This window comes from Limosilactobacillus mucosae DSM 13345 (genome assembly GCF_001436025.1).
Taxonomy (GTDB): domain Bacteria; phylum Bacillota; class Bacilli; order Lactobacillales; family Lactobacillaceae; genus Limosilactobacillus; species Limosilactobacillus mucosae.
In genome coordinates this window covers 38,413-63,054 of record NZ_AZEQ01000003.1, presented here as the reverse complement: position 1 = coordinate 63,054, position 24,642 = coordinate 38,413, and the positions used below count along the sequence as shown (strand labels likewise).

Annotated in this window: 24 protein-coding genes; 5 read left to right on the top strand and 19 right to left on the bottom strand. The window is 48.8% G+C overall.

Translation table 11 applies throughout. The features are described from left to right. Positions 1–3 precede the first annotated feature (3 nt). From glyS to FC47_RS02025, 10 genes are all read right to left on the bottom strand, one after another. A complete protein-coding gene (gene glyS, locus FC47_RS02075) occupies positions 4–2,082 on the bottom strand; it encodes a glycine--tRNA ligase subunit beta (RefSeq protein WP_048345165.1) in 2,079 nt (692 codons plus the stop codon). Then, a complete protein-coding gene (glyQ, locus tag FC47_RS02070; RefSeq protein ID WP_033935605.1) occupies positions 2,083–3,066 on the bottom strand; it encodes a glycine--tRNA ligase subunit alpha in 984 nt (327 codons plus the stop codon). Positions 3,067–3,345: 279 nt separating this feature from the next. Beyond that, the gene (recO, locus tag FC47_RS02060) at positions 3,346–4,134 is read right to left on the bottom strand and encodes a DNA repair protein RecO (RefSeq protein WP_034540910.1); all 789 of its coding nucleotides are present in this window, start codon (positions 4,132–4,134) and stop codon (positions 3,346–3,348) included. Between the two features lie 14 nt (positions 4,135–4,148). Beyond that, complete coding sequence (gene era, locus FC47_RS02055) at positions 4,149–5,057, bottom strand: GTPase Era (RefSeq protein WP_045025441.1); 909 nt, start codon at positions 5,055–5,057, stop codon at positions 4,149–4,151. Positions 5,058–5,070: 13 nt separating this feature from the next. Continuing rightward, a complete protein-coding gene (locus tag FC47_RS02050; RefSeq protein WP_403096997.1) occupies positions 5,071–5,475 on the bottom strand; it encodes a diacylglycerol kinase family protein in 405 nt (134 codons plus the stop codon). Continuing rightward, positions 5,453–5,935 carry an rRNA maturation RNase YbeY gene (gene ybeY / locus FC47_RS02045; RefSeq protein WP_033935609.1) on the bottom strand — a complete coding sequence of 161 codons (483 nt, stop codon included), beginning with the start codon at positions 5,933–5,935 and terminating at the stop codon, positions 5,453–5,455. The genes FC47_RS02050 and ybeY overlap by 23 nt, the downstream gene beginning before the upstream one ends. Next, positions 5,935–6,894, bottom strand: coding sequence for a PhoH family protein (locus tag FC47_RS02040; RefSeq protein ID WP_033935638.1), 960 nt, complete (start codon positions 6,892–6,894; stop codon positions 5,935–5,937). The genes ybeY and FC47_RS02040 overlap by 1 nt, the downstream gene beginning before the upstream one ends. A 182-nt stretch (positions 6,895–7,076) precedes the next feature. Beyond that, the gene (locus FC47_RS02035) at positions 7,077–7,523 is read right to left on the bottom strand and encodes a GatB/YqeY domain-containing protein (protein WP_033935610.1); all 447 of its coding nucleotides are present in this window, start codon (positions 7,521–7,523) and stop codon (positions 7,077–7,079) included. Positions 7,524–7,601: 78 nt separating this feature from the next. Next, on the bottom strand, positions 7,602–7,787 hold the full coding sequence (gene rpsU / locus FC47_RS02030) for a 30S ribosomal protein S21 (protein ID WP_033935611.1): 186 nt from the start codon (positions 7,785–7,787) through the stop codon (positions 7,602–7,604). A gap of 142 nt (positions 7,788–7,929) precedes the next feature. After that, positions 7,930–8,832 (bottom strand): deoxyribonuclease IV, encoded by a 903-nt coding sequence (locus tag FC47_RS02025; protein WP_056967707.1) that lies wholly within the window; start codon positions 8,830–8,832, stop codon positions 7,930–7,932. 100 nt (positions 8,833–8,932) lie between these two features. On the opposite strand from FC47_RS02025, the gene FC47_RS02020 reads away from it, so the two are divergent. Then, positions 8,933–9,577, top strand: a complete 645-nt coding sequence (locus tag FC47_RS02020) for a site-specific integrase (protein ID WP_033935613.1) — start codon at positions 8,933–8,935, stop codon at positions 9,575–9,577. A gap of 356 nt (positions 9,578–9,933) precedes the next feature. Here the strand turns inward: FC47_RS02020 and aspS are convergent, their stop codons facing one another. Further along, a complete protein-coding gene (aspS, locus tag FC47_RS02015) occupies positions 9,934–11,712 on the bottom strand; it encodes an aspartate--tRNA ligase (RefSeq protein WP_045025443.1) in 1,779 nt (592 codons plus the stop codon). Between the two features lie 6 nt (positions 11,713–11,718). After that, positions 11,719–13,011, bottom strand: a complete 1,293-nt coding sequence (hisS, locus tag FC47_RS02010) for a histidine--tRNA ligase (protein ID WP_045025444.1) — start codon at positions 13,009–13,011, stop codon at positions 11,719–11,721. Positions 13,012–13,418: 407 nt separating this feature from the next. On the opposite strand from hisS, the gene FC47_RS02005 reads away from it, so the two are divergent. Both FC47_RS02005 and FC47_RS02000 read left to right on the top strand, forming a co-directional pair. Further along, a complete protein-coding gene (locus FC47_RS02005) occupies positions 13,419–14,225 on the top strand; it encodes an N-acetylmuramoyl-L-alanine amidase family protein (protein ID WP_045025561.1) in 807 nt (268 codons plus the stop codon). A 20-nt stretch (positions 14,226–14,245) separates the two neighbouring features. Next, the gene (locus FC47_RS02000; RefSeq protein WP_056967705.1) at positions 14,246–15,097 is read left to right on the top strand and encodes a fructosamine kinase family protein; all 852 of its coding nucleotides are present in this window, start codon (positions 14,246–14,248) and stop codon (positions 15,095–15,097) included. Positions 15,098–15,296: 199 nt separating this feature from the next. Here the strand turns inward: FC47_RS02000 and dtd are convergent, their stop codons facing one another. The 6 genes from dtd to FC47_RS01970 form a co-directional block, all read right to left on the bottom strand. Next, entirely contained in the window at positions 15,297–15,734 is a 438-nt protein-coding gene (gene dtd / locus FC47_RS01995; protein WP_056967703.1) for a D-aminoacyl-tRNA deacylase, read from the bottom strand. An 11-nt stretch (positions 15,735–15,745) separates the two neighbouring features. Then, complete coding sequence (locus FC47_RS01990; RefSeq protein WP_056967701.1) at positions 15,746–17,980, bottom strand: RelA/SpoT family protein; 2,235 nt, start codon at positions 17,978–17,980, stop codon at positions 15,746–15,748. Next, positions 17,964–18,353 carry a hypothetical protein gene (locus FC47_RS01985; RefSeq protein WP_033935619.1) on the bottom strand — a complete coding sequence of 130 codons (390 nt, stop codon included), beginning with the start codon at positions 18,351–18,353 and terminating at the stop codon, positions 17,964–17,966. Before FC47_RS01985 ends, FC47_RS01990 begins: the two co-directional genes overlap by 17 nt. Positions 18,354–18,417: 64 nt before the next feature. Continuing rightward, the gene (locus tag FC47_RS01980; protein ID WP_056967699.1) at positions 18,418–19,164 is read right to left on the bottom strand and encodes a 16S rRNA (uracil(1498)-N(3))-methyltransferase; all 747 of its coding nucleotides are present in this window, start codon (positions 19,162–19,164) and stop codon (positions 18,418–18,420) included. 12 nt (positions 19,165–19,176) lie between these two features. Further along, entirely contained in the window at positions 19,177–20,133 is a 957-nt protein-coding gene (prmA, locus tag FC47_RS01975) for a 50S ribosomal protein L11 methyltransferase (protein WP_056967697.1), read from the bottom strand. Positions 20,134–20,195: 62 nt separating this feature from the next. Next, the gene (locus FC47_RS01970; protein WP_006499807.1) at positions 20,196–20,501 is read right to left on the bottom strand and encodes a hypothetical protein; all 306 of its coding nucleotides are present in this window, start codon (positions 20,499–20,501) and stop codon (positions 20,196–20,198) included. 454 nt (positions 20,502–20,955) lie between these two features. Between FC47_RS01970 and FC47_RS01965 the strand changes: the two genes are divergently transcribed. Both FC47_RS01965 and FC47_RS01960 read left to right on the top strand, forming a co-directional pair. Next, positions 20,956–21,135 carry a hypothetical protein gene (locus tag FC47_RS01965; protein ID WP_034540933.1) on the top strand — a complete coding sequence of 60 codons (180 nt, stop codon included), beginning with the start codon at positions 20,956–20,958 and terminating at the stop codon, positions 21,133–21,135. 153 nt (positions 21,136–21,288) lie between these two features. Continuing rightward, positions 21,289–22,248 carry an L-lactate dehydrogenase gene (locus tag FC47_RS01960; RefSeq protein WP_006499804.1) on the top strand — a complete coding sequence of 320 codons (960 nt, stop codon included), beginning with the start codon at positions 21,289–21,291 and terminating at the stop codon, positions 22,246–22,248. Between the two features lie 112 nt (positions 22,249–22,360). On the opposite strand, the gene spxB is transcribed toward FC47_RS01960, so the two are convergent. Further along, positions 22,361–24,256 (bottom strand): pyruvate oxidase, encoded by a 1,896-nt coding sequence (spxB, locus tag FC47_RS01955; protein WP_006499803.1) that lies wholly within the window; start codon positions 24,254–24,256, stop codon positions 22,361–22,363. Positions 24,257–24,642: the final 386 nt, after the last annotated feature.

Below are 24,642 nucleotides of genomic sequence, written 5' to 3'. Positions count from 1 at the left end.
GAACTATTTAACGATCAGCTTGTCAAGATTACCAAGTGCATAGACATCATCAGCCAGCTGCTGCAAAAGTGCCAGCCGGTTGCTGCGGATGCTTTCGTCTTTGTCCATGATCATGTTCTCTTCAAAGTAGTTGGTGATGGCTGGTGCCATTGCCCGCAGATCAGCAAAGTTTTGTGCCAGCGTCTGCGTATCCCACTTCTTGTTTAAGGAAGCCACCAGATCAAACAACTCGGTTTCCGATGGGTTTTGGAACTTGGCCGGATCAACTGCTGGTACGCCATCCTTAAAGTCAGCCTTCTTGGCAATCCGCAGTACCCGCGTCAAGGCTTCGACGTCTTCTTTAAAGCCATCATCGTCTTTGTGCGCGTCAAGCGTCTCGGCAGCTGCCAGAACGTTGGCAATGTCATCGGATTTTGTGTCCACAACGGCATCGATTACGTCATAGCGCAGATCCTGCGTGTTGAAGAACTGCTTGAGCCGATCCAAGAAGAATGCGTGTACCTGTTCAGCATTGTGCAAAACGTCAAATTCTGGCGTCAGTCCTTGAGCTGCCAATGCTTCTGCAAATTCAGCGGCCATCCCCATTACCGGCAGATGCCAGCCGCGAGCAGCAATAATCCGCACGATCCCGTAAGCCTGCCGCCGCAGTGCATATGGGTCATTGGAGCCGCTCGGAATCATATCAACGGCAAAGAAGCTGATGATGCTGTCCAGCTTGTCGGCAATTGCCAAAACCGCGCCGATCTTGCCGGCTGGCAGCTCGCCTTCAGCAGAGATTGGCATATAGTGTTCCTTAATGGCTGCAGCGACGTCAGCTTTTTCACCAAGCAGCTTGGCATAGATCTCACCCATGACCCCTTGCAGCTCGGCAAATTCGCCCACCATCTGCGTCGTCAGGTCAAACTTGTAGATGTGAGCAGCTCGATCAAGGTCCGCCATTTCTTCATCACTAAGGTTCAGCTTTTGACCAAGCAGCTGGGCCAAGACCGCCGTCCGCGCCATCTTGTCATACATGGAGCTGATCTTGTCATGGAAACTGACCTTCTTTAAGCGAGCCACGTATTGGTCAATCGTAATCTTTTGGTCCTCTTCATAGAAGAACTTGGCATCTTCCAGACGTGGTACCAGCACCCGTTCATTACCCTTGATCACGTTTTCCAGGTAGTCGCTGTTACCGTTGCGGACCGCGATAAAGTGCGGCAAAAGCTTGCCCTCATGATCGCGAACGCAGAAGAAGCGCTGGTTGTCCTTCATGGAGGTAATCAGGACTTCTTCAGGCAAGACCAGATATTTTTCATCAAACGAACCGGCAAATGAGGTTGGCCATTCAACCAAGTTGTTGACTTCTTCCAACAAGTCCTCATCCCAGTCGATGATCCAGTCGTTTTCCGCCAAGATCTCGTCAATCTGAGATTTGATCAGGTTCTTGCGCTGTTTTTGATTGGCGATCACAAAGTCGTTGTTCAGCTCAGCTTCGTAGTCTTCGGCATGCTTGATCTCCACGTCATGACCCAGGAAACGGTGACCACGCGTCATGCGGCCAGCCGTTACGTCCAGGATCGAAAATGGCACGACCTCATCATCCAAAAGCGATACCAGCCAGCGAATCGGCCGAACGAACTGCAACGAGTGGCGGCCCCACTTCATCATCGTTGGGAAGTTCATGGCTTCGATGACGTCCTTTAAGCCATGCAGAACCTCAGCAACCGGCTTGCCGTCAACGTGCTTTTCAACGTAGACGTATTCAACGCCCTTGATCTCCTTAAACTCGATGTCATCAACACTAACGCCTTGACCGCGCGTAAAGCCAATCGCTGCTTTGGTCCAGTTGCCGTCTGCATCCTGAGCAATCTTTTTGGCCGGGCCCTTAACGGATTCGTTGACATCAGGCTGTTTGTCGGCTAACCCGGTAATCAAAAGAGCCAAGCGACGCGGCGTGGCAAATTCTTGAATCTTTGCAAAGTCAATGCGCTGTTCCTTTAAGTATTGAGCAACGCGTTCGTGCAGCTGCTTGATGCTTGGCGTTACGACATGCGCAGGCATTTCTTCCAGCCCAATTTCCAACAAATATGAATGTGCCATTTACTTGTCCTCCTTCTTGGCCTTGGCAGCTTGCTTGGCCGCCCGTGCCGCTGCTTTTTCAGCCAGCTTGGTGTATTTTTCGACCGTTGCCTGGCGTTCCTTTTCATCATGAATCAATGGGAAGCCCCGTTTGCGCCGTTCTTCGACAAAAGCCTTGGCAATAGACTTGGCCATGATCCGAATTCGGTGCAGGTAGCCGGCCCGTTCCGTTACTGAAACCGCCCCGCGTGCATCCAGCAGGTTGAACGTGTGGCTGCACTTCAAAACATAGTCGTATGCCGGGTGAACCAGCCCCAGCTTGATCAGACGCTTGGCTTCAGCCTCGTAGTCGTTGAATTCTTGAAGCAGCATGTCTTGGTTGCTTTCTTCAAAACTGTACTTGGAGTGCTCATATTCTGGTTCCTTGAAGATGTCGCCATACTTGACGCCGTCTGCCCATTCCAGATCATAGACACTGTCAACGTTTTGAATGTATTCAGCCAATCGTTCCAGGCCATAGGTAACCTCGGCAGCTACCGGATCCATCTGCAGCTCACCAACGACTTGGAAATAAGTGAACTGCGTAACTTCCATCCCATCGAGCCAGATTTCCCAGCCAACCCCGGCACAGCCCATTGATGGGTTTTCCCAGTTGTCTTCAACAAAACGAATATCGTGTTCCAGCGGCTCAATTCCCAGCTGCTTTAAGCTGCCCAAGTAGAGCTCTTGAATGTTGTCTGGTGATGGCTTCATCAAAACCTGGAACTGGTGATGCTGGTAAAGACGGTTGGGGTTTTCACCGTAGCGCCCATCGGCAGGCCGCCGAGAAGGTTCAACGTAGGCAACGTTCCATGGTTCAGGTCCAATTGCCCGCAGGAAAGTGTATGGGCTCATCGTCCCGGCACCTTTTTCGTTGTCGTAGGCCTGCATCAGCATACAGCCTTGATCGGCCCAATATTTTTCAAGAGTAAAAATAATCTCTTGAACGGTGAGTTTCTTTGACATAATCTGACTCCTTTCAACGTAAAAAGCCCCTACAATGGCCAGCTGGACTGGTCATTGCAGGGACGAAGTTAATTCGCGGTTCCACCCTGCTTTTCTGCACCTTAGACATGCAGAACAGCTTAATTAAGCGACTGTTAAAGTGCCACGCTGCTTGATCGTTATCATGGCTTCCACCATCCCATGATCGCTTTGGTTCGACAGTAAGCAGCGATTCTTTGTCATCGTCGATTAGATTTAAATTTAGTTGCTCTTTTATCATAGACAACTACTTTACACTTGTCAATTTTCAGAGCGAAGATTTTTCAATTGATTTTCCCAGGTCGCCATTTGATCAATGAACCGCTTGCTCTTTAAGTGCAGGCCAAGCTCATCGTCATAAATCCGATCCAGCGTATAGCGCAGCCGATTCTTAACGCTTTGATCAACCTGAATCTGATTGACCTGGGCCAGATTCAAAGAGGCAAACAGCTGCAGATAGCCAACCGTCCGGCGATCCAAGTGAAATCGATGCTCATCCAGGTTCCAGTGCCGACTGCACAGCATTCCCCCGTTAGCCTCGGAAAAATCCAGCGGGCGATCGTTCAAACCACAGATCGTGCAACGGTCCCAAGTCTGCGCGGCTCCCAATAAAGGCAGAAACTGCACCTCCAAGACGTTGGCTGCGATTTGGGGATCCTGCCCTTTATCAATCAGCTCGAGTGCGGCCGCCACTTGATTAAACCAGCCGCCAATCGATCGGCCTTCTTCAAACGTTGCATCCACCAATTCAAGAATATAGGTAGCATAGGCACTGCGCAGGGGATCTTCGCCTAGATGAACGTATTGACGCGTATCACGCGCGGCACTCAGATAGCTGAGCGAGCCATCATCAGCCAGCCAGCCGGTATACTGTCCATGCGTAAAAGGCAGAATATCGCTGGTGATTTTGGCATGCGAACGATTGCCGCCCCGCACGAAAAACATCATCGGTCCGCGCTTGTCAGTCAAAAACTTAACCAGCAGATCGCGTTCTTTATACGGGCGCCGATACATTACGATGCCGGCAAAGGAAGTATTTTCCCGCGCCATGCTCTCAGCTCCTTTTAATAGTCGTTGCTGCGGTAGCCGTAGTCTTTGAGCATTGCCGATTTATCGCGCCAGCCGGGAACCACCTTGACCCACAGCTGCAGATAGACCCGATCGCCCAGCAGATGCTCGATGTCTTTTCTGGCCATGGTCCCGATCTGTTTGAGCATCTGCCCTTTTTTACCGATGATGATGCCCTTTTGTCCCGGCCGCTCAACGATGATGTTGGCATTGATGTGGACCGTCTCATCATCTTGACGCTTGACCGACATGACATCCACGGCAACCGAATGCGGCACTTCCTGGCGCGTCAGCATAAAGACTTTTTCACGAATCATCTCGGCAATCACGAAACGTTCGGGGTGGTCGCTGATCTGATCGCTAGGATAGTATTGCGGACCATTTGGCAGCTGGTCGACCAACTTGTTGATCAAAGCATTGACGTTATTGCCATTCAATGCTGAAACCGGAACGACATCGGCAAGCTTGACCGTGCCATCCTCAAACTGCTTGACGATTGCCGGCAGCTTGTTTGGATGTACCTTATCGATCTTGTTGACGACCAGGTAGATCGGCTTTTGCACCTGCTTGAGCCGCTCCATGATGAAGTTATCGCCAGGACCGCGCTTTTCATCAGCAGCGACCACGTATAAAACCGCGTCGACCTCATCCAAAGCCGAAAGCGTTGAGCGCTCCATAAAGTCGCCCAGTTTGGTTTGCGGCTTGTGGACCCCCGGCGTGTCGATGAAGACGATCTGAGCCTCATCAGTAGTGTAGATCCCTTGAATCTTATTACGCGTCGTTTGGGCAACGTTGCTCATAATGGCAACCTTTTGTCCGACGACATAGTTTAAAAGCGTTGACTTGCCGACGTTGGGCCGACCAATCAGAGCAACGAAACCAGATTTAAAATTTGGATTGTCCATATTTTTCCCTTTCCTAAATGCCTAACAAATTCTTGAAGCGCGGCCAAAAAATCAGCAGCCCGACCAAAACCGCGTAAAAAGCTGCCAGCAAGACGACCCCAGCGGCAATATCTTTAGCGTATTTAGCATCAAGATCATAGTGATGGTGCACGACCAGATCAACCAGCTCTTCAACGATCGTATTGGCAAACTCAGCCGCAAACACGACAAAGATGGCCGACAGCAGCCACAGCCACTCAAAAACGTTGACCTGCATCAAAAAGGCCGCGATAATCACCAAAACGGCCGCGATGATATGGAACCGCATGTTGCGTTCTTTTTTAACCACATCTTTGACTCCATCCCAGGCATGTCCCAGCGCCTGGATGAAATGACGATTTTTTTCGACCTGATGCTTATCTTGGGAGCCCATAGCCATTTAAAATCTCCTCTTGCAGCTTAAACATTTTTTCTTCATCGGCCTTTTCTTCATGATCATACCCATTCAAATGCAAAAAGCCATGCACGATCAAAAAGCCCAGCTCACGATCATTGGAATGACCCAAAAACTTAGCCTGCTCGCCAACTTTATCAATCGAGATGAACAGATCGCCGAGGTTTTCTGGAATCTGGGCCGCCAGTTCTGGATCCAGCAAGATCGGCGAATCGTCGCTGTCATCTTCTAAGGCAAAGCTTAAAACGTCAGTCGCCCGATCAACGCCGCGATATTGAGCATTCAGCGCTCTGATTTGCGGATTGTGAACAAACGTCAGAGAAACCTCCGTATTGTCCTTTAACTCAAGGCACTTGGCCGCATATTCCAAAATATCGTGCGCCAGCTGCAATTGATCTTGGCTGACGGCTTGATCACCGGTTTGGTCGTAGATTTCAATATCCATTATTTTTTCTCCAAAGTCTGTTGCTCATCATTTTCATAGGCCGTAATGATGCGGGCGACAACTGGATGCCGGACCACATCGGCCGCGCTAAATTGAACGAATTCAATTGAGGGTACGTTCTGCAGAATTCGGGGGGCCGAGATCAAGCCGCTGCGAGTCCCCCTTGGCAAGTCAATCTGCGAAACATCACCATTGACAACCATTTTCGAACCAAAGCCAAGCCGCGTCAGAAACATCTTCATCTGCGCATTGGTGGTGTTTTGTGCCTCGTCTAAGATTACAAAGGCATTATCCAGCGTCCGTCCCCGCATGTATGCTAATGGTGCGATTTCAATCGTGCCGCGATCGATCAGACGTTCCACGTGGTCGGCGCCAAAAATCTCATTTAACGCGTCATAAATCGGCCGCAGGTATGGATCAACCTTTTCCTTCAAGTCACCAGGCAAAAAACCTAGACTCTCACCGGCTTCTACGGCAGGCCGCGTCAGAATGATCCGCTCAACCTCACCGCGCTTTAAAGCAGCTACGGCCATCGCAACTGCCAGATACGTCTTCCCCGTTCCGGCTGGCCCAATCCCAAACGTAATGTCATTATCCTTGATGGCATGCACATACTGACGCTGACCAAAGTTTTTGACGCGAATCGACCGGCCTTTGCGATCCTTAATAATCGTTTCACTGTACAGATCGCCAAAGTACTGCAGCGTACCGCGACGAGCCATCTTCATCGCACTGACGATATCCGTGCTGCTTAAGCTGATGCCATGATGCAGCAGATCTACCAGCTGCTCTAAAACGTCATAGGTCAGATGAACGTCCTCATCTTCACCGCTGATTTTCAGATCGGTACCAAACGGATTGATGGTTACGTTCATGCCTTCTTCTAAAAGCACCACGAATTTGTCTTGCGCGCCCAAAAGTCCCAATTCAACTTCAGGGCTTTCAATGCGAAAAGTCATTTCTGTCAAACGAAGATTTCCCCTTTGCTTTTGATTTAATCAATACCATCAAAAATTATAACATAGCCGGCTGCAATCCGCATAAACCGCAACATGGCAAAAGAAAAGCACTGCCCAAATCGGACAGTGCCTATCATCTTGATCAATAGCTTGATTGATCAGCAATCCGGTACATTAATGCCTTATTTTTGCAGGGCATCCTTAACGGTTTGGTTGACTACTTTGCCATCAGCCTTGCCCTTAACCTTTGGCATAACCGACTTCATTACCTTGCCGAAGTCCTTCATGCTGTCAGCACCCGTAGCTTGAACGGCCTCATCAACGATCTGCTTGATTTCGTCATCAGAAAGCTGCTTTGGCATGTACTTTTCAACAACGCTCATTTCAGCCTTGGTCTTGTCAATAAGATCCTGACGCTTGGCAGCAACGAATTCTTCCAAAGCTTCCTTGCGCTGCTTGTATTCACGCGCCAACAGCGAATTTTCTTCTTCTTCGCTTAATTCATGACCCAACTTGATCTTTTCGTTTTGAACCGAAGCCTTAAGCATCCGGACCGTGCTCAAGGTTTCCTTGTCCTTGGCTTTCATTGCGGCAACCATGTCTTTAGTCAGCTTATCCAATAGACTCATTTCAAGTTCCTCCCGTTTTTCTAAATTATACAAAAAAGCCCCTGGTGAATGAGACATTCGCCCAGGAGCTGCAGCATTCTAGTGACGGCGCTTGTTTTTGCGCTTCCGAGCTGCTTCAGATTTCAACTTACGTTTTACGCTTGGCTTTTCGTAAAATTCACGCTTGCGGTATTCTTGCAGCGTTCCGTTCCGTGAAACCGTACGCTTAAAGCGTCGAAGAGCGTCGTCTAACGATTCATTCTTGCGAACGATAGTCTTTGACATTGTTGATTCCCTCCCTCCGAGCTTAGAATTCCGTACTGTTGCGATCAAAAGCGTCTAATTGACTGCTTCAATCTTATCACTACGAATGATATTATACTTAATCCAAAAAAGAGCGTCAACTGCTTTTTTGAAAAAATTTCAACTAATTTTCAGAATGGCTTAGTCGTTCCACAAACGTTGGATCAAACTGATTGTTTGTGATCATCTTGATCTCTTCGCCATAAGGAGCGACTTTCTTTTTAGGATTATCGGCCAGTGGAACCCAGGGCGTCTCCATAATTTTAGGCACCTGTTCCAATTGCGGATGATGGGCAATATAACTGAGCGCCTCAAAGCCAATCGTTCCCATCCCCAGGTTTTCGTGGCGGTCTTTATGGCTGCCCTGTGGATTCTTAGAATCGTTTAAGTGAATGACCTGCAGCTTTTCAAGGCCCAAGATATGATCAAATTCTTCCAAGACGCCATCAAAGTCGTTTTTGACGTTATAGCCGGCATCATTGGTATGACATGTATCAAACGTTACCGAGAGCTTTTCGTTATAGACAACCTGATCCATGATCTCGGCAATCTGCTCAAATGAAGTGCCGACCTCAGTTCCCTTACCAGCCATGGTTTCAATCGCAATCTGCGGCTTTTGATCGGGCGTGATGATCTCATTTAATCCTTGTGCAATCTGATGTAAGGCTACTTTGGCCCCAGCACCGACATGAGCTCCGGGATGCAGCGTAATCTGCGTGGCACCAATGGCCGCGGCCCGTTGAACCTCTTGACGCAGGAACTCAACGCCAAAAGCAAAGTTCTGCGGCTTGAGCGTGTTGCCCAGATTAACGATATAAGGCGCATGCACCACCAGATGACTGAAACCGTGCTCTTCAATGTAGGCCCGACCTTCTGGAATCTTCATTTCATCAAGCGGCTTGCGTTTGGTATTCTGCGGCGCACCGGTATAAACCATAAACGTATTGGCCCCATAGCTGGCTGCTTCTTGAGCAGAACCAAGCAGCATTTTGGGCGCTTTAAGACTGACGTGTGAGCCAATCAGCATTTGATCGCATCCTTTCTTTAATAAGCGAGTCTCTTTATTTTAGCGTATTTTATCGCTACAATAAAATTATTGACTCGTTCGCTGTTAAGGAGGAATTTCTATGGCGAAAAAACGCATCTACGTTCCCAAAAACAAGACCAATGGCGAAAAGAAAGGCGACCGTAAGATCTGGGTGGAAAACGTCAAATTTTTAACGACCGCCGAGTATCACGAACTGCAAGAAGCTATTCGCCAATATTCACGTCCCGAATTGGTCAACCGCAATCTGCTTTTGATCTCGATTGCGTTAAACAACGGCCTGCGCGCCTCTGATGTCGTGACGCTGCGGGTTGGCCACGTTAAAAACAAGACCCAAACGCGGATCATCGAGCAAAAAACCGGTAAGGCCAAGACGCTTTACTGGAACAACTGTCTGGCTGAGATCATCAACTACTTAAACGAACTGGACTTCAAAGACGATAATGATTGGCTGTTCCCCGGCCGCCAAGACGGTCACTTCTCCGTGCACGGCTTTTATCAAATGCTGCAGCGAATCGCCCGTAAAACCGGCAACGAAAAACTGGTAGCCAAGCTGGGGACGCACTCGTTTCGTAAGACGTTTGGCCGTCAGTTATATAAAGATGGCGTCAATATCGAAATCATCTCGCAGCTGTTCAACCACTCTTCTGAACGCAATACCCGCCATTATCTTGGAATCGAGCAGGAGGATCTGGACAAGGTCGTCCGCAATTTCAAGCTTGAATAACCGCAGCCGGAGCCAAGATCTGCCATTGCAGGACACGCACAAGTTTCATGATTTTATATTCGCTGCTGACTGATCGCAGCCAGCTTTTAGGCGGGTCTGATTAAGGCTGATCGTTTTAAGGCCAGCTCATCATAAGTCCAGATTCTTGGCGCGGTTCTGTCAAAGCGTTTTTAGTTGTACTTTGCTGGCCGAAAGATCCTTGACTTAGTGAAGAAAATCCAGTTTTGAACGATTGCCGGCCCTGAATTTACATACTTTGCGCCGGTTTTTAGTCAAAAGTAAGTAATTGCATATTCCCCCACCTTAATCAAAAAGGATCCGCCAAGCCAGCGGATCCTTTTTTACAGCTTATTCAGTTAGTCTTCTTTGTCTTCGTCTTCAGCAGGAACTTCCAGACGCAGCTCTTCCAACTGTTGTTCACTGACGCGAGCTGGTGCTGCCGTCAATGGTTCAACGGCCTTTGAGTTCTTAGGGAAGGCAATCACATCACGAATGCTGTCAGCCTGCGACAGGAACATTACCCAGCGATCCAGGCCAATTGCCAGACCACCCTCTGGAGGCATTCCCAGTTCCAAAGCCTTGATCAAAAAGCCGAAGCGTGCTTGAGCCTTTTCTTTGCTGTAGCCCAGGGCCTTAAAGACCTTTTCTTGAATTTCAGGGTCGTGAATACGGATGGAGCCCCCACCGATTTCTTGACCGTTCAAAACGATGTCATAGCTTTGTGCGTGCGCCTGATGTGGGTCTTCGCCATCTTCCAGATAGTGCAGATCCTCAGGGTTAAGCATCGTGAATGGGTGGTGAGCCGCGATCCACTTACCAAAGCCTTCATCATATTCAAACATTGGCCAGTTGACGATCCAGACGTAGTTCCATTGGTTAGGGTCTTTTAAGCCGAGTTCTTCAGCAAAGTGGTTTCGCAGGTAGCCTAATGAATCGCAGACCACGTGGAACGAACCGGCAACGATTAAGATCAAGTCGCCTTCCTTGGCATCAAGCGCCGCATTTAATTCAGCAGCTTGATCGTTTAAGAACTTGGCAACGGGACCATTGTAGCCATCCGCGCCAACCTTGACCCAGGCCAGCCCCTTGGCATTATAGCGCTTGATGTAGTCTTCCTGCTTGCTGATGTCTTTACGGGAGTACTTATCAGCTCCACCAGGTACGACAATGGCCCGGACATAGTTGCCAGCTGCCACCGTACTGCTGAATACCTTAAACGAGCTGTCCTTCACCAGATCACTGATATCATGAATCAGCATTTCAAAACGCGTATCCGGCTTGTCGGTACCGTACTTGTCCATTGCCTCTTGCCATTCCATACGTGGGAAAGGCGTCTTAACGTCAATGTCCAAGACTTCTTTCATAACGTCTTTGATCAGGCCTTCTGTCATCGCTTGAATGTCTTCTGGCGTAGCAAAGCTCATTTCAGTATCGATCTGCGTAAATTCTGGCTGCCGGTCGCCCCGCAAGTCCTCATCACGGAAGCATTTGGCAATCTGGTAGTACTTGTCGACCCCAGCTGCCATCAACAGCTGCTTGAACAACTGTGGCGATTGCGGCAAAGCATAGAAGCTGCCTGGGTAGACCCGTGAAGGCACGATGTAGTCACGCGCCCCTTCTGGAGTAGAGCGCGTCAGTTCTGGCGTTTCAACGTCTAAGAAGCCGTTCTTTTCAAAGTAGCGGTGAACGACATGCGTAACCTTGCTCCGCAGCATCAAGCGCTTCATCATCTCAGGGCGGCGCAGATCAAGGTAGCGGTATTTCAAGCGCAGTTCTTCAGAAGCATCAACGTCATCCACGATTTCAAACGGCATTGGCTTGGACTTGGCCAAAATGCTGGCTTCCTTGACTTCAATCTCGATCTTGCCCGTCTTCATGTCAGGGTTGACTTCCTTACGAGCCCGCACCAGACCATGCGCTTCAATGACGTATTGGTTCCGCACCTGATTGGCGATTTCAAATGCCGCCGGATCAATTTTTTCATCAAAAACCAGCTGCACGATGCCTGAGCGATCCCACAAGTCGATAAAGATCAGGCCACCCAGATTGCGTCGTTTGGCCACCCAGCCTTTAACGACGACTTCTTGGCCAATCTGCTGTTCACTGGTCTCACCAGCATAATTGGTACGCTTCATTTTTTATTACCCCTTTGTCTGTTCTTGATAAACGGCTTTAAAATCAGCAAAAATGCGGTCCAGTGGTAAAGTAGTCTCTTCACCCGTGGCCATTACCTTAAAGTGAACCGTGCCGCTTTCCAGTTCTTTTTGGCCAATCGTCAAAACGACTTTTGCATTTTCCTTGGCAGCCGTCTTAAACTGCGCTTTCGGCTTACGGTTCAAGTAGTCGCGTTCAGCAACAAAGCCGGCATCCCGCGCTGCTTCAACCAGTTTAAAGCTGGCAGTATTGGTTGCCTCGCCAATGCCAACAACATAAACGTCTAGGTCAGGATCCGCTTTTTTAAGCAGTCCTTCTTCGTTGAGCAAAAGCATCAGCCGTTCTAAGCCAATCCCAAAGCCAACCCCTGGCGTATCCGGACCGCCAAGCTCTTCAACCAGTCCACTGTAGCGGCCCCCGCCACAGATCGTCGTGTAGCCTTGACCAAGCGACTTTGCCTGAACCATGACCTCAAAGATCGTGTGGTTGTAGTAATCCAGTCCCCGCACCATGGTTGGGTCAACCGTGTAGTCAATATCCAGCTCATCCAGCATTTCCTTGACCAGATCAAAGTGCTTTTGGGCATCATCAGTCAAATAGTCCAAAATCGATGGCGCATCGTCAACAAACTGCTTGTCGCGCGGATCCTTGCTGTCTAAGACCCGTAATGGATTCTTTTCCAGACGTTCTTGAGAGTCTTCGCTCAGTTCATCGTAGTGCGGCTTTAAGTAGTCGATCAGTGCTTGACGGTAGGTATCGCGCGTTTCTTGATCGCCAAGCGTGTTGATGGCTACGCGCAGACCCGTTAGACCCAGCTGCTTGAACAGGCGCAGCGCCATGGTCATAACTTCAACGTCAACGGCTGGATTATCGCTGCCAAATGCTTCAACCCCAATTTGGTGGAACTCACGCTGCCGACCAGACTGCGGCCGCTCATAGCGAAACATCGGTCCCATGTAGTAGACCTTGTAAGGCTTGTTGTATTCAGGACCATACAGCTTGTTTTCAACATAGGCCCGGACTACGCCAGCCGTACCTTCTGGGCGCAGCGCCACGTGACGATCACCCTTATCTTTAAAGTCATACATTTCTTTGGTAACGACATCAGAAGTCTCACCAGCCGAGCGGGCAAAAATATTGTAGTTTTCAAAAATTGGCGTGCGAATTTCGCGGTAGCCATAGCGCGCAAAGATTTCACGAGCCAGCTTCTCAACGGCTTCCCACTGAGCGGATTCGCCCGGCAAGATATCAGCCGTGCCTTTTGGGCGTTGATAGCGCATTGTATCTCTCCTCCATTGATCAATCAGTCGATTTAAAAAAGCACCCCTGCTGCTGCAAGGGTGCTTGAATGCACGGTACCACCTTGGGTTTACTCTTGGGTAACGTAGCTTCGACGGGGTCATGACCCTGCCTCCAAAGCGTCACTCGGCAGCCAATCGACAGGGCTTGCACCAATTCCCCGCTCGCTGAAAGCTATGGCAGACCGAACATTCTTTTTCATCGGCATCTCTAAATTTAATTACTTACTTAGCCTACTAGGCTTGAGCTGTTTAGTCAATAGGCCAGCCATGAATTAGTCTTGATTTTCCAATTGATGCTTTCTAAACTTATCTTAATGATTCATGATAAAGGAGCTAAAATCTTGAAGTTTCATCGTCCTGCCAAAGCTGTCCTGGTTGCGATCAGCATGGCATTAATTGCAATTGTCATGGTGGTCGCGCTGACGTTTTCGCGGACGACCACCATTGAAACCAGTGGGCTCAACGTCCGTACCGGTCCTGGACTGGACTATGCCACGATCGGTACCGTTAAAAAAGGCCAGCGCGTAACGATTCTCAAAACGCGCAACTCATGGTACAAGATTCGGCTAAGCGATCAGCGTTTTGGCTGGGTCGCCAGCTGGCTGGTTCATCCCAAAAACAATCTCAAGCACGTCTCAAACCTTTCCGAAGCTACGATCGTAATTGACCCTGGCCATGGCGGTTCTGACTCTGGTGCCGAATATAAAGACAGTACCAGCAAGCGCTACATGGAAAAGACCTATACGCTGCAGCTGGCTAATCGTGTCGCTCAAGAACTGCGGCTGCGAGGAGCACATGTCATTATGACACGCGACTCGGACCGTTACGTTGGACTCAAACCGCGCCCGGCCCTTGCCGAAAGCATGCATGCCGACGCCTTTATCAGTTTCCATTTCGATTCTTCGCCGGCTCGCAACGAAGCCTCGGGATTTACAACCTATTATTACCATAAGGGTGCATCCAAAAGGCTGGCCAAGGCACTGAATAAGCAGCTGAATAACCTGCCATTAACCAATCGCGGCATTGAGTTTGGCGACTTTCTGGTCATTCGCGATAATACCCGTCCAGCCGTGCTTTGCGAAATGGGCTACATCAATTCAACTAAAGACTTTAATCAAATCAAAAATGCCAGCTATCAGCAAAAGATCGCCCGCGATATTGCCAAGGGATTAAATAACTACTTTAAAAACTAGACAGAAAGGATGTTGGTCTTATGTCTGCATATCAGCTTAATCAAAAATGGCTCAGCCAATTGCCGTTTCGCCAGATTCAAGATTGTCAGCCGGTTGCTGGTGGCGACATCAATGCCGCCTATCAGATCAAGGCTGATCAAAGAACCTATTTTCTTAAGGTTCAGCCCAATCATCCTGCCGGCTATTTTGATCATGAAAAACGCGGCCTAGAAGAAATCGGTGCCTTAGTCAAAACGCCGACCCCGCTTGCCCAAGGACAGATTCAAAATGATGCCTACCTGGCTTTGGAATGGATCGAAAGCGGCAGCGGCTCGCAGGCTGATCTAGGACGAGCAGTCGCCAAAATGCACGCCCAGCACGCCAAACAGTTTGGCTTTTATGAAAATCACACCACCAGAGCGCTAGTTAAAAACAATGAGTGGAATGACAGCTGGCGCGACTTTTATCTCAAGCAGCGGCTAGATCCCGAAATTGCCGTTGCTAAGAAAAACGGACGTTGGAATGACTGGCGCGAGACTCACTATCAAAGAATGCGCCAAGCCTTCAGTGACTATTATGATCAGCACCAGGTCATCCCCAGTCTTTTGCACGGTGATCTCTGGGCAGGCAACTATATGTTTGGTGAAACTGGGCAGCCAGTTTTGATCGATCCGGATGCCGTCTATGGCGATCGTGAGTTTGATCTGGCTATGACCACGATTTTTGGCGGCTTTGAGCCCGCGTTCTACCAAGCCTATCAGCAGGAGTATCCATTGGCAAAAGGGGTCAATGAGCGACTGCCATGGTATCAGTTCTACTATCTGTGCATGCATCTGATCTTGTTTGGCGAAACGTACGGCCCCGCAGTCGACGGCATTTTGGAACGCTACTGATAAATTGATCAATGTGTAGATTTTCTAGTCCCAATCGATTCAAGTATGATTTGCAAAGCGATGTTGTTTTTAACGTTAAGCTGACTGTAACTACTGATTGTCATGACAATGACGCCAGTACCTGCCGATTATCGATCAGCTATTCAAGAACCTAATTAAAAAGCGAGTAACGGTCTAACCGCTGCTCGCTTTTTAAAAACTATTTTTCATAAAGAATCGTAACCGGACCGTCGTTTTCCAGCTCAACTTTCATATCAGCGCCAAAACGACCGGTTTCAACATGCACGCCGGCTTGACGCAGTTTTTCGTTGAAACGGTCATATAAAGGCGCGGCAATTTCCGGCTTAGCAGCTTTTGAAAAACCAGGCCGATTGCCATGTTTGACGTCAGCATACAGGGTAAACTGTGAAATCGACAAAATCTCGCCATTGACATCAGCCAGTGCTCGGTTCAGCTTGCCGTTTTCATCTTCAAAAACACGCAGGTTGACGATTTTGTGTACCATCCAATCCAGCTGCTCACCAGTATCTTCCGGTGCCAGACCGACCAACAGCAGGTAGCCTTTTTGAATCTGGCCGACCGTTTCACCATCGATTCTGACGGCAGCATGATTGACTCGTTGCAATACGACACGCATTTGATCACCTCTTAACGAATTACCCGTTTGACGACATAGACATCTGGAATGTTTTTCAGACTGTCCAAGATCAGCTGCAGATGCTGACTGTTGCGCACGCCAATCGTGGCAGAGATCGTAGCCATCTTGTTGTGATCGACCTTACCATTCACTGACGTTAAAAAGCGCGTGTTGTTGTTGATTGAACGCAGCACGTCATTCAACAGGCCATTGCGATTGTAGCCCTCAACTTCAATATCGGCATTGTAGTTGGTCTTATCGCCGGCTGGATTGGCCCAAAAGACCGAGACCAGCCGCTCGCCGTTCTTTTCGGCGGCCTTAACGTTGGGACAGTCAGCACGGTGAACGGAAACCCCGCGGCCCTTGGTAATGTAGCCAACGATCTCATCGCCGGGCACGGGACTGCAGCAATGGCTGAGCCGCGTCAAGAGATTGTCAACACCTTCAACGACCACGCCTTCTGAGCTTTTGGCAAACTTACGCGGGTTGTTGGCATTTTTATTTTCAAAAGTCTGGTGATCTTCCAAAACGGCTTTTTGCGCGGCCCGCTGCTTGTCATCAGCCTCTTTTTTACGAATATCGGCGGTAAAGCGATTGCGCACCCCAATTGGCGGCACATCGCCAAAACCAACCGCGGCAAACATGTCATCAGCCGTCTTGTAGTGCATCTGATCGGCAATCTGATTGTTCTTTTCCGTAGTCATCAGCTCATTAGGATCATAGCCAGCATCACGCAGCTGACTGGCAATAATCTGACGGCCGCTTTCCACGTTCTTGTCGTGATCATGAGCTCTAAAGAACTGACGAATCTTATTGCGGGCCCGCCGCGTAAACACCAGATCCAGCCAGTCGCGACTTGGCCCCGCTGAACTGGATGAGGTTAAAATGTCGACGATATCGCCGTTTTTAATCTCATAGTTCAAAGGTACGATGCGGCCATTGACCTTGGCACCAGTCGTATGATTGCCGACTTCCGTATGAATCTGGTAGGCCATATCCAGCGGCCCCGCGCCCTTTGGCATTTCAATAACGTCGCCTTTGGGAGTAAACGCGTAGACCTTATCGGCAAAAACATCGCTTTGAATACCCTGCAAAAACTCATCGGTGCCTTGCGATTCACTCTGCAGCTCCAGAATTTCCTTGACCACGTTGAGTTTTTTAGAGTCTTGCGTCTGCTTGATACCGTTAGTCTTGCCTTCTTTATAGGCCCAGTGTGCGGCAACCCCGTATTCGGCAACCTCATGCATATCATGAGTTCGAATCTGAATCTCCAGCAGCCGGCCTTCTGGACCAATTACCGTGGTATGCAGCGACTGATAGCCGTTTGCTTTCGGCATGGCAATATAGTCCTTAAAACGGCCCGGCATTGGCTTCCAGTTGGTATGAACCGCGCCCAAAACGGCATAGCAGTCCTTGATTGAGTCAACCACGACCCGAATCGCCAGCAGGTCATAAATCTGCTCAAACTGTTTATGCTGTGTGACCATCTTGCGGTAGACCGAGTAGATGTGCTTCGGGCGGCCATAAATCTCGACGTTGGGTCCCAATTCCAGATCGCTGATGGCTTTTTTAACGTCGACAATGGCGCGGTTGATGTATTCGACTCGCTGATCCCGCCGCGAATTCATCAGATGCACGATGCGGTAGTACTGCTGCGGATTGAGATAGCGCAGCGATAGATCCTCCAGCTCCCATTTAATGGTGCTGATCCCCAGTCGGTCGGCAATCGGCGCGTAGATTTCCAGCGTTTCGTTGGCAATCCGCCGCTGCTTGTCGGGACGCAGATGCTGCAGCGTCCGCATATTGTGCAGGCGGTCAGCCAGTTTAACGATCATCACGCGGATATCCTTGCTCATTGCCAGCAAAAGCTTACGGTGCGTTTCGGCCATCTGTTCTTTGTTGGACTTGTAATGAATCTTAGAGATCTTGGTGTCGCCATCCACGATCATGGCAATCGTCGGGCCAAAAAGCTCGCGAATATCGTCCAAAGTGGCTCCGGTATCTTCAACGATATCATGCATGTAGCCCGCGCATACCGTTTCTGGATCCATGTGCAGATTGGCCAGGATGCCGGCAACTTGAATCGGATGGATGATATAGGCCTCGCCCGACTTGCGATGCTGGTCAGCGTGCGCAACCGCAGCAAAATGGTAGGCGCGCTCAACCATTTCAACATGTTCTTCATTCATGTATGAAGAAACGATCTTTTTAACGTCTTCATGCGTTAGTTCATTGTTTTTTGACATCCTGCATCAACTTGCTTTCTTTAGATTGATTTTTGACGGCATCTTGAGTCATAGCCTTAGCCAGGTATTCGATGCCTAAATAGACCAGTGCGAAATAGTAAGTGTAGCGTGATACTTGAAAAAGCCGGACGCCGATCAGATAGCCGACTGGAAAGACCAGCAGCTGCCAGGAGCGGTCCTGCTGCTTAGCGATTCTTCTGCCGGCCCAGACAACGTAGCAGAAATTAACCAACACCAAAAGCCAAATAATGATCTGAACGCGCGATACCACGTGCTGCTTTAAAAACAGCGGGTTGATCACCAATGATAGCACCAGATCGCTGATTAAAAGCCGGCGATCGGTCGTCCGCCAAAATTGCTGCAACTTCTCCATTAAAATCTCCTCACTCATGCCAAATTGATTGACATTTATTGTAACACAATGCTTGGCAACGCGCTTAACGAGCCAGTTCCAACTGATAGGAAACAGCAGCCAGCAGATACAGCGGTGCCGTTTCCGTGCGCAGAATCCGTGGTCCCAAGCCAGCCGGTACGACGCCTTGCTCTTTCATTTGATCAACTTCGGCCGCGCTGAGTCCGCCTTCTGGACCAAAGACTGCTAACAGCTTTTGGCCTGGCTGCAGCTGCTTGAGCGTTTTAGCCAGATTAGCCTCCTCACCCTGCTTGGCTGATTCTTCCCAAGCCACGATCTTAAAGTCGGCCGCCTCGTTTTTTAAGACGTCACTGAGCTTGCCGCCATAAACGACTTCTGGCTGGCGATTGCGATGCGACTGCTCGGCCGCGGCATTGGCAATTTTTTGCAGCCGTTCGATTTTTTTGGCCTGTTTTTGTGGATTCCACCGGCTGATGGAACGCTGCGCCGCAAAAAAGACAATTCGGCTGGCTCCCATTTCAGTAGCCTTCTGCACGATCAGTTCCGGCTTTTCCTTGGTCTTGGGCAGCCCGCAAGCCAAAATTACTTCCACCGGTAATTCGGCATCAGTACCCAGATCGCTTTGCAGCTCGATGGTGGCTGGATTCAGACTGACAAGCCGGGCCAGATAGACTTTTTGATCATTAAGCACAACTTCCAGCTCATCATTTTGCTCCGCGCGCAAAACGTCAACCAGATGATGGGCAATGTCTTTTGGCAAGACGAGCCGTTGATCTTCAGGCACCGATTCATTGATAAAATAGCGTTGCATATGGGCCTCCTATTATTCTGCGTGCGTTGGCTTATGAGCAATAATGCCATACCAATCCTTAATGCGCATCGTCTCATCGATTTTAAAGCCGCCATCACGCAAGCCTTGTGCCACTTCATCAAATTTGTCATTGATGATCCCAGAAGTCAGAAAATGACCGCCTGGCTTGAGATTTTCATAAGCCTGTGGGATCAGCGGCAAAATAATCTCAGCCAGAATATTGGCAACGATCAGATCAGCATCTTGATCATGAATGCCATCCAAAAGACTGTTTACGCCAATCTCAACGTCTTTAGCAGCCGGATTGAGCGCCAGATTCTTTTTAGCAGAGTGGACAGCCACCTCATCAATGTCATAGGCCTTAATCTTACCAACGCCCAGCAGTTTAGCAGCAATACTGAGCACGCCTGATCCGGTACCGACGTCCAGCATGCTTTCACCACCGCGCACCGTAAGCTCCAGAGCCTGCATCATCAATTGCGTGGTTGGATGCGTTCCCGTGCCAAATGCCATGCCGGGGTCTAAAATCAAAAGCTTTTCATCTGGGCTCGGCTGATAGTCCTCCCATTCCGGCACAACCGTCAAAGTCCGCGTGACTCGTACTGGGTGATAGTATTTTTCCCAAGCGGTTTTCCAGTCCTGATTTTCGATTGCTTCGCTTTTAACCGTGGCAGGCATTGGATCCAGACCGAATGCCTGCAGTTTTAAAACCCGCTGCTTGATGCCGGGTAAAAGCTCTGGAACAAAAACATTGCTGGGATAGTATCCCGTAACCGCGGCTCCCGTTTGGCGGTGGGGAATCGAGCTGGGATCAATAATCTCATCGCCATAGCGGCCGGGTTTCAATTTGGCAAAATCCGCGGCATCCTCAATCTGAATTCCCGCCGCGCCGGTATCAGTCAAAATATAGCTGACCGCGTCAACCGCCTCCGTACTGGTTTCGACGGTTACTGCCGTCCAATCATTCATCTTTTTTCCTCCTTTGTATGGCAAAAAAGCGCCCCTAAAAGGCAAGGACGCTTCAGTTGTGCTTATTGATTTTGCGGATCGTCATGTTTGACTGCCTGCTTGGCAATCTTTTTCTGTTCTTCTTTTTCCATGTGCTGCTGCAGATACAAGATCAGATCCGTTTCCGTCTTAAAGATTCGCGGATGATGCTGATGATGCAGCCGAACATCAATCTCATTGATCTTTAAGCGACCCGTCCATGTATGGGAGTAGCGAACGATCACTCGGTTGTTGAGCTTGTGCCGCCCAAAACGGAAAATATAAACGTGTTCCGGTGTCATCATCGGTCGAATATATTCACGTTTGTAATCCAGATCATTGTCGCGCATGAATTTTTTGGTTCGATTTAAGATGGCAATCCCTCCCCTACAAAAGATTGGAAAAAATTTCCTTAACTAGTACTAACCATTTTATCATATTTAGCTTGACTTTGAACGTTTCAAGCCTAACAAAAATCAAACAATTAAAGTAACAGTCTATCATAAGTTGGAAAATAATAACAGAATATTTTTTTGCTTTTTAAATGATCGAAATCTCGGAAATTTTCAAGCAGCATTATGGACAGTTTTTTCGTTTCGGAATTCCTTTGTTGATCTGGTTTGCGCAGGGTGGATCATCAAATCTAAATCTGCGTTTCCAGCAGCTGCTGCTTGTCAACTGCTATCACCTATCTTATTTATCAGATTAGATTAAGAAAGCATAAATACCAGGCCTTTTTGGTGCTTTGGCCGCTGTTGAAATGGTAAAATCAGTCATCATCAATTATCAATGGAGGAAAACACGATGGAACTGCTGTTAACGCTGGTCGGTCTGTGGCTGCTTTGGAAACTGTTCAAGCTTTCATTGCATCTGCTGTTTTGGATCGCCATCATTGCCGTCGCCGCTTTCTTTGTCAAAACGCTGATTCTGCCAGCTATTTTGCTGATCGGCGGCATTATCGGCTGGGGCGTTTTACGCGGCTAACGCAATTTTAGCTGAAATCAGTCATAAAATGATCAAAAACACAACTTTTTTATCATTTGCCTGGCTTTATTTACGCATTATTAACAAATTTCAAATCAGAATGCTATAATGAGTCTTGCAATATGCAATACTACTTTAAGGGAGACTTTACTTATGTCTAAGAATCATCAAAAAGTTGTCCTCGTCGGTGACGGCGCGGTAGGTTCAAGCTACGCATTTGCGATGGCACAACAAGGCCTGGCTGAAGAATTCGCGATCGTTGACATCATCAAGAAGCGTACGGAAGGTGACGCTCTTGACCTTGAAGACGCTACCCCATTCACGGCTCCAAAGGCTATCTACTCTGCTGACTACGACACCTGCAAGGATGCCGACCTGGTAGTTATCACTGCCGGTGCTCCACAAAAGCCAGGTGAAACTCGTCTGCAACTGGTTGACAAGAACCTGAAGATCATCAAGTCCGTTGTTGAACCAATCGTTAAGTCTGGCTTCAACGGTATCTTCCTGGTTGCCGCTAACCCAGTTGACATCCTGACCTACGCCGTTCAAAAGCTGTCCGGCTTCCCACGCAACAAGGTCGTTGGTTCCGGTACTTCTCTGGACTCTGCTCGTCTGCGGGTTGCTTTGGCCAAGAAGTTCGACGTTAGTCCAGTTGACGTTTCTGCCAACATCATGGCTGAACACGGTGACTCCGAATTTGCTGCCTACTCATCTGCTACGATCGGCGGCAAGCCATTGCTGGACCTGGCCAAGGAAAAGGGCGTTTCTGACGAAGAACTGCTGAAGATTGAAGATGACGTTCGTAACAAGGCTTACGAAATCATCAACCGCAAAGGCGCTACCTACTACGGTGTTGCTACTGCCCTGACTCGGATTTCCCGCGCTATCTTGCGTGACGAAAATGCCGTTCTGCCAGTTGGTGCCCCTGTTGATGGTGAATACGGTCTGAAGGGTATCTACATTGGTACGCCAGCCGTTGTTAACGCTTCTGGTGTCGCTCAAGTTCTGGAAGTTCCTCTGAACGAACGCGAATCCAAGGCTATGGCTGACTCTGCCAAGACCCTGCAAGAAGTTGCCGAAAACGGTATGGCTAAGCTGATGGGCGAAAACTAATCCGTTCTGGTATTGAATGCGAGAAAAGCTGCTGGTTATCCAGCGGCTTTTTTTTGTACTAAAAAAGCCCGCACAGTGGCGAGCTTAAAAATTGGTATCTTGGCTTAATGCTTTAGTGCTGAGAAGCCCCACTGGTAGCATCAGTGTCTGCTGGTTCGGGAGCGTCCTCTGATGCGCCGGTCGTGGTGTCGGCAAGCGGCTGATTGTCGGCTTCATCTTCCACGCTGGCCGCTGAAGCTCCTGAGAAGGCGTCAATTTCTTCGCCATGTGCTTCCTTAGCGGCCTTTAAGAAGTAGCTGAATGGTTTCAAGGCTTGGGCCTGGTACTTTTCAACGTATTCGTCAACCAGTTTTGGATCCTGAGTCTCCTTGTCTAAGAACATGTGGTTGGTCGAAAGCGGCATCTCATGGGTGAGCTTAACGTCAATTACTACTGGCAGATCCGTCTGCTGAGCCTCAACCATGGCCGCTTTGAATTCAGCTTTGGTGCGAACCGTAAAGGCCATAGCACCCATCCCTTTGGCAACGGTTGCCCAGTCGGTTTCCGGCAGATCAACGCCTGACAGTGGCTGGTGCGAGTCATCAAGCTGTTCTGCCACAATGTAGCCCAGGCATTCATTGCTGAAGACCACGTTGATGATGTGCATGTGGTACTTAACCTGGGTCAGGATTTCTTCCATCAGCATCGCAAAGCCGCCATCACCAGAAAGACTGTAGACATCGCGATCTGGGTAGTTCACCTTAGCTGAGATCGCAGCCGGCAGACCATAGCCCATCGTTGCGTACTGACCAGAAGTACACCACTTTTGATCGTCGTGAATCATCAGCAGCCGCTCAAAGTTGATGTTGACGTTGCCGACATCAACCCCAAAGACGGCCTTGCTGGAAGCCATTTGATTGATCACGTCAAAGATCGGCTCTGGACGAACTGGCATCTCTTCGCTGTCATTAAAGCTGTTTTGCCAGTCCAGCCAGTTCTGCTTGTCGGCCAGTGCCGCATCATAAAAGGCAGATGGTGCTTTTTCATCTGCAACGTCGGCCAGCGCTGCCAAAGCCGTTTTAGCATCACACAGCAGCGGCACGTCGATGTGATGACGCTTGCCCATCTTCTCTGGATCAGTATCGATTTGAATAACCTTGGCATCCGGATTAAACAGGAAGATACTGAACGGAACGTCGGTACCAACCCAAACGATCAAATCAGTACTAAAACCAATCTCGGCACCAGGCTTAGGCGCAACCCGACCAGCCGAGCCCAGATAGGCGGGATACTTTTCATCCAAAATTCCCTTGGCCAAAACTGAGGAAACCAGCGGCATCTTGTACTTTTCCGAAACGCGCTTTAATTCCGCAGCGGCATCCTTGGCCCCAATCCCAAAGTAGATCATTGGCGCCTTGGCATCCTTGATCAGCTTGCCGGCCTTAGCCAACAGATCCTGGTCAACGACATAGTGTGCTTTAACGTGGTTGGCAACGTTAGGAACAAAGGTGTCAGGAATCTTGGCCCAGCCAAAGTCTTTTGGAATCGTAACCGTAGCTGGACCATGATGCTTGTAGGCCTGCCGAATCGCTTCATCAATCATGCGGGGCAGACTTTCCGCCGTCATTGCCGTCTTGTTCCAAACCGAAACGTCCTCAAATGCCGGTTCCTCATCCATTGCTTGGAAAAAATCCAGATTCATACGCGTTGAAGGAACCTGAGCAATGATTGCCAAAACCGGAACATGGTCATGCTTGGCATCGTACAGCCCATTGAGCAGGTGAATGGCACCCGGGCCGGCAGAGCCAAAGCAGACCCCGATCTTGCCCGTTAATTTAGCATCAGCGGTTGCCGCCAAAGCCCCCGCTTCTTCATGCCGCACCTGGATGAATTCCAATTCTTTACGTTGGTTGTAGATTGCGTTCATCGTGGAGTCAAAAGAACCACCAGGATAACCGTAGATGTGCTTAACGCCCCATTGCCGAATTACTTTTAAGACTGCATCGGAGCCACTGATCATTTTTGCCATCTTAATCTTCCTTCCATACTTTAAAAATCATCCCGCCTGTACTTAACAGCCGGTCTCAATTGACGTTTTATCTCAGGCCACTCTCTACTTCAGCCCTCATAGGTTATGATAGCGCTTTTATGCATAATTACAAGTAGATTTCAATGAACATTTTTCACAATAAATAACAAGTCCCTTGATATCAGCATTTATATCAATCAAAATTTTTATTTTTTCTTTGACAAAAGTAAAATTTGACGTTGATTTTTAACATTTTTAAAACAGTCATTATCAAATTATAAGATGATGTCATGATTCAATAATAGTAATCGTATTTTATTTTAAATTAAAAATACATTTAAAATTGAATCGACTATTTATCACAAACATCATAATGCTTGCTCACT